The following is a 4,395-nucleotide window of genomic DNA, read 5'->3' as shown; positions in this document are numbered from 1 at the left end:
CGTCAGGCGCGGCGCGCGGTGGCGTAACGCAGAAGACGCCGCCAAAGACGCGAGGGACGCGAGAAACGCCGGAGACGAGCGCGCACGCGCGCGTGCGCCGCACGCTGCAAGTTCACCCATCGCGTATAGCGAATTGCAACCGGCGTGAACGGCCGCGCGAGCGGCATCGCGAAGATCGCAAGGCCGTGCATCGCCAACTCGCCCGCCGCAGCCCCCATCCCTGCCTGCTTCCTTGTCGATCCGCGCCGCGCATCGGTCACGCGCGCGATGCGGGCGCGCACCTTGCTCGACCGCGTGGCGGCGACGATGCCGTTGCCGCATTCGACAAGGAGGTCCGACATGAAAGCAGTCGTATTTCACGGTATCGGCGACATCCGCATCGATACCGTACCCGATCCGGAAGTCGCCGACACCACCGACGCGGTCGTGCGCCTGACGGCCAGCGCGATCTGCGGCACCGATCTGCACATGGTGCGCGGCACGCTAGGCGGCATGAAGCCGGGCACGATTCTTGGGCACGAAGGCGTCGGCATCGTCGAGGCGGTCGGCCGCGACGTGCGTAATCTGCGGCGCGACGACCGCGTGCTGATTCCGTCGACGATCGCATGCGGCCACTGCGTGTACTGCCGTGCCGGCTATACCGCGCAGTGCGACGTCGCGAATCCGGGCGGCCCGCGCGCGGGCACCGCGTTCTTCGGCGGCCCGGCCGACACGGGCGCGTTCGACGGACTGCAGGCCGAATACGCGCGCACGCCGCTCGCGAACGCGAGCCTCATCCGCCTGCCCGACGAAATCGACGACGATCGCGCGATCCTGATGTCCGACATTTTTCCGACCGGCTATTTCGGCGCGCAGCTCGCCGAAGTGAAGCCGGGCGATACGGTCGCCGTGTTCGGCGCGGGCCCGGTCGGGCAGTTCGCGATCGCGAGCGCGAAGCTGATGGGTGCGGGCCGCGTGATCGCGATCGACCGGATCGCATCGCGTCTCGACATGGCCTGTGCGCAGGGCGCGGAAGCGGTCGACTTCTCCGAGGAAGATCCGGTCGACACCGTGCTGCGTCTGACGGGTGGAATCGGCGTCGATCGCGTGATCGACGCGGTCGGTGTCGACGCGATGCGCGCGACGCACGGGCCCGCTGCGGCCGACCACGAGGCCGCGCGTGCGTTCGATGCGGAGGTCGACGCGGTCGCGCCGCGCCGCAAGCCGGACGGCCGCTACTGGGTGCCGGGCGACGGGCCGTCGCAGGTGCTGCAATGGGCGGTGCGCGCGGTCGCGAAGGCGGGCACGGTCGCGGTGATCGGCGTGTATCCGCCGCAGGCGCGCGTGTTTCCGATCGGCGAGGCGATGAACCGCAATCTCACGATCAAGATGGGCAACTGCAATCACCGGACGATCACGCCGCAACTGATCGAACTGGTGCGCAGCGGTGCGTTCGATCCGTTGTCGGTGCTGACGCAGCGCGAGCCGCTGACCAACGCGATCGACGCATATCGCGCCTTCGACGTGCGCGAGCCGGGCTGGATCAAAGTGAAACTGGAGCCGTGATCATGGAACCCGCAACGAACCGCACCGAACTGAACGCGCGCTACGACACGTGCATGGCGGCATGCGACGCATGTGCCCATGCGTGCGACGCCTGCGCCGGCGCGTGTCTCGCGGAGCCCGACCCGCGCGCGCTGACCGCATGCATCGCGCTCGACATCGACTGCGCGCTGCTGTGCCGCTTCGCGTCCGGCGCGATGGCCCGCCGCAGCGTGCTCGCGCCGCAGATCTGCGCACTGTGCGCCCAGGTGTGCGAGCGCTGTGCGGCGGAATGCCGACGCCATACGCACGAGCACTGCCGGCGCTGCGCGCTCGCCTGCGATGCCTGCGCGGCGATGTGCCGCGCGATGGCGTGAACGCGGCCGCTTACGGGCGAGCGTGGAATTTGCGTGCGACGCGCTGCAGCAGCGCGTCGAGCACCGGCATTTCGACGGGCTTCACGAGGTGGTCGTCGAAGCCTGCGCTGGTACTGCGCGCACGGTCCGACGGTTGCGCGTGCCCCGACAACGCGACGCACGCCGTGTCGGCGAGCGCGTCGATCCGGCGCAACGCCTGCAGCAGCGCATACCCGTCGACGTCCGGCATCGTCAGATCGATGAGCATCAGATGCGGCGTGTAGTCGCGTGCGAGCACGAGCGCTTCGTCGGCGCTGTATGCGACGCGCGGCGCGTGGCCTTTGACCTGCAGCAGCACCGCGAGCGTGTCCGCGGAGTCGCGGTTGTCGTCGACGACGACGATGCGCAGCGGCGCGACCGGCGTGTCGGCGGCCGCGCTCGCGGCAGGAAGCTCGGGCTCCGCGCGCGCCGCGCATTCGACCGGCAGCCGGATGATGAACGTCGCGCCGTGACCGGGACCGTCGCTCTCCGCCGAAATCATCCCGCCGTGCAGTTCGACGAACGACCGGCAGATTGCGAGGCCGAGCCCGAAGCCGTCGGACGGCCGATGGGCGGCGCCTTCCTGCTCGAACAGATCGAAGATCGACTCGAGCGCGCCGGGCGCGATCCCGACGCCGCGATCGATCACGCGAATCGCGACGACGGGGCCTTCGACGCGCGCGCGGATATCGATACGCCCGCCGCGCGGCGAAAATTTCGATGCGTTGTCGAGCAGGTTGTGCAGCACCTGCACGAGGCGCGCATCGTCGCCGCGCAGCACGATCGGCTCGGGCGGCAGATCGACGTGGACGGCCTGCTCGCGGGTCGCCAGCTTCGGCTGCACGCTTTCGACGCCGCGGGACACGAGATCGCGTACCGTCACCGGCCGATCCTCGAGCTCGACCTTGCCCGACGTGATACGGCCGACGTCGAGCAGATCGTCGACGAGCCGTGTCAGTTGCCCGACCTGACGGTGCACCGCTTCGCGGCACTGCGCGAGCGCGGGCGCCGGATCGGGCAGGCTCTGCAGCACGCCGACCGAATGGCGCAGCGGCGCGAGATGGTTGCGCAGTTCGTGCGCGAGCATCGCGATGAATACGCTGAGCCGACGCGTGGACGTCTCGAGTTCCTCGAGCCGCCGGCGCTCGGTCATGTCGCGCGTGATCTTGATGAAGCCGCACAGCTGGTCCGACTCGTCGCGCACCGCGGTGATCGTCACGCTGGCCCAGAACAGCGAGCCGTCCTTGCGCACGCGCCAGCCTTCGTCCTCGAAGCGGCCGTGCGTCGCGGCTTCGCGCAGCCCGTACGACGGGCGGCCGGCGGCGAGCGCTTCGGGCGGATAGAAGCGCGAGAAATGGTTGCCGACGATTTCGCTCGCGCGGTAGCCCTTGATGCGCTCGGCGCCCGCGTTCCACGTGACGACGCGACCCTCGGTGTCGAGCATGAACACTGCGTAGTCGGTGATCGAGGCGACGACGGTCTGAAAACGGAATTCCGCGAAGCGATGCAGCAGATCGCCCGCGTCCGGAGCGGGGGACGGCGGGGGATTCGAGTGGGGTCGAATGTCGTCTTTCGTCATCAGAGGCGAGCTCAGCTGCAAATGGAACGCCATTGGCCGTCCGCGGAAAAAGGGGACGGCGGCGTGGTGGTTCGGATCGGCACCCCGAGAGGATACGGGATCGCCGCTTCATTGGCTAATGGGCACGCACGGACCGTGCCGGGTTGGACAAGAGATAGGGGGCCGCGAACGGAGCGTCCAGTGGCGCGCGCCCGCGCGAGCCGCGCCCGTCGCGGCTTGCGCCCCATGGCTCGTGGCCCGGGCCTCCCGCCTCGCACCTCTCGGCTCTCGGCTCTCGGCTCGCAGCCCGCAGCCCGCAGCCCGCAGCCCGCAGCCGCCCCGGCACGCCACTTGCGTCCCTCGCACGCCCGACGACCGGCGCGGCCCGCTGCGGCCGCGCCGCGCATGGCAACCGCGAGGACATAGCGATGAGCACACTGAATCCCGACAACGAGCCGGCCGGCCCGGACGACGAGAACGCGAGCCGCGGCCGCGACGGGCGCGCGCTCGGCCCGAGCGACTCGTCGGACAGCGGCAGCGACACGGCCGGCGCGCGGCGCCATTCGTTCGACGTCGACTCGCCGCTCGACGCGCATGCGCTCGAGCGTGGCGACGCGACGCTCGACAGCGACACGGACCGCGCGGGCACGGGCGAGCGCGCGGCGGCGGACGGCGACGCGACGTTCGAGGAGAGCGCGGACATCGAGCCGGACCGGCTCGAACAGCTCGCCGAGCCGCCCGACGCGGGCGAAGCCGATGAATCCCACGAATTGGACGAGCGCGGCGGCGAGCGTGGCGGCGAGCCCGGCTGACGCGCACGCAAAAACTGCAATTCGGTTGCAGATCGGCACGACCGGCGCGTGCGGCGTACGCGTTCGGGCGCCGCACGCGCGGCATGCCGATTGCGCCGGCGACGCGGCG

The 4,395-nt window shown here is 70.5% G+C and carries 5 protein-coding genes; 3 read left to right on the top strand and 2 right to left on the bottom strand.

What is annotated here, in order from left to right:
• Positions 1-2: 2 nt before the first annotated feature.
• The gene (locus HMPREF3115_RS05095; RefSeq protein ID WP_035946001.1) at positions 3-341 is read right to left on the bottom strand and encodes a hypothetical protein; all 339 of its coding nucleotides are present in this window, start codon (positions 339-341) and stop codon (positions 3-5) included.
• Between HMPREF3115_RS05095 and HMPREF3115_RS05090 the strand changes: the two genes are divergently transcribed.
• Both HMPREF3115_RS05090 and HMPREF3115_RS05085 read left to right on the top strand, forming a co-directional pair.
• A complete protein-coding gene (locus tag HMPREF3115_RS05090) occupies positions 340-1,545 on the top strand; it encodes a zinc-dependent alcohol dehydrogenase (RefSeq protein WP_006398890.1) in 1,206 nt (401 codons plus the stop codon). The genes HMPREF3115_RS05095 and HMPREF3115_RS05090 overlap by 2 nt on opposite strands.
• A gap of 2 nt (positions 1,546-1,547) precedes the next feature.
• Positions 1,548-1,898, top strand: a complete 351-nt coding sequence (locus HMPREF3115_RS05085) for a four-helix bundle copper-binding protein (RefSeq protein ID WP_006407406.1) — start codon at positions 1,548-1,550, stop codon at positions 1,896-1,898.
• A 10-nt stretch (positions 1,899-1,908) separates the two neighbouring features.
• On the opposite strand, the gene HMPREF3115_RS05080 is transcribed toward HMPREF3115_RS05085, so the two are convergent.
• Positions 1,909-3,495 (bottom strand): hybrid sensor histidine kinase/response regulator, encoded by a 1,587-nt coding sequence (locus tag HMPREF3115_RS05080; protein WP_070553595.1) that lies wholly within the window; start codon positions 3,493-3,495, stop codon positions 1,909-1,911.
• Positions 3,496-3,902: 407 nt separating this feature from the next.
• Here HMPREF3115_RS05080 and HMPREF3115_RS05075 point away from each other — a divergent pair, with 407 nt between their 5' ends.
• Positions 3,903-4,286 carry a chemotaxis protein gene (locus HMPREF3115_RS05075; RefSeq protein ID WP_070553593.1) on the top strand — a complete coding sequence of 128 codons (384 nt, stop codon included), beginning with the start codon at positions 3,903-3,905 and terminating at the stop codon, positions 4,284-4,286.
• The last annotated feature ends 109 nt before the right edge of the window (positions 4,287-4,395 follow it).

Source organism: Burkholderia sp. HMSC10F09 (assembly GCF_001806955.1).
GTDB lineage: Bacteria > Pseudomonadota > Gammaproteobacteria > Burkholderiales > Burkholderiaceae > Burkholderia > Burkholderia multivorans.
Note: the sequence above shows the minus strand (reverse complement) of the source record. Positions and strands in the feature narration are given on the sequence as shown.

Coding starts and splice junctions, on each gene's coding strand:
- HMPREF3115_RS05090 (WP_006398890.1), top strand. CDS start 340: ATGAAAGCAGTCGTATTTCACGGTATCGGCGACATCCGCATCGATACC.
- HMPREF3115_RS05095 (WP_035946001.1), bottom strand. CDS start 341: ATGTCGGACCTCCTTGTCGAATGCGGCAACGGCATCGTCGCCGCCACG.
- HMPREF3115_RS05085 (WP_006407406.1), top strand. CDS start 1,548: ATGGAACCCGCAACGAACCGCACCGAACTGAACGCGCGCTACGACACG.
- HMPREF3115_RS05080 (WP_070553595.1), bottom strand. CDS start 3,495: ATGACGAAAGACGACATTCGACCCCACTCGAATCCCCCGCCGTCCCCC.
- HMPREF3115_RS05075 (WP_070553593.1), top strand. CDS start 3,903: ATGAGCACACTGAATCCCGACAACGAGCCGGCCGGCCCGGACGACGAG.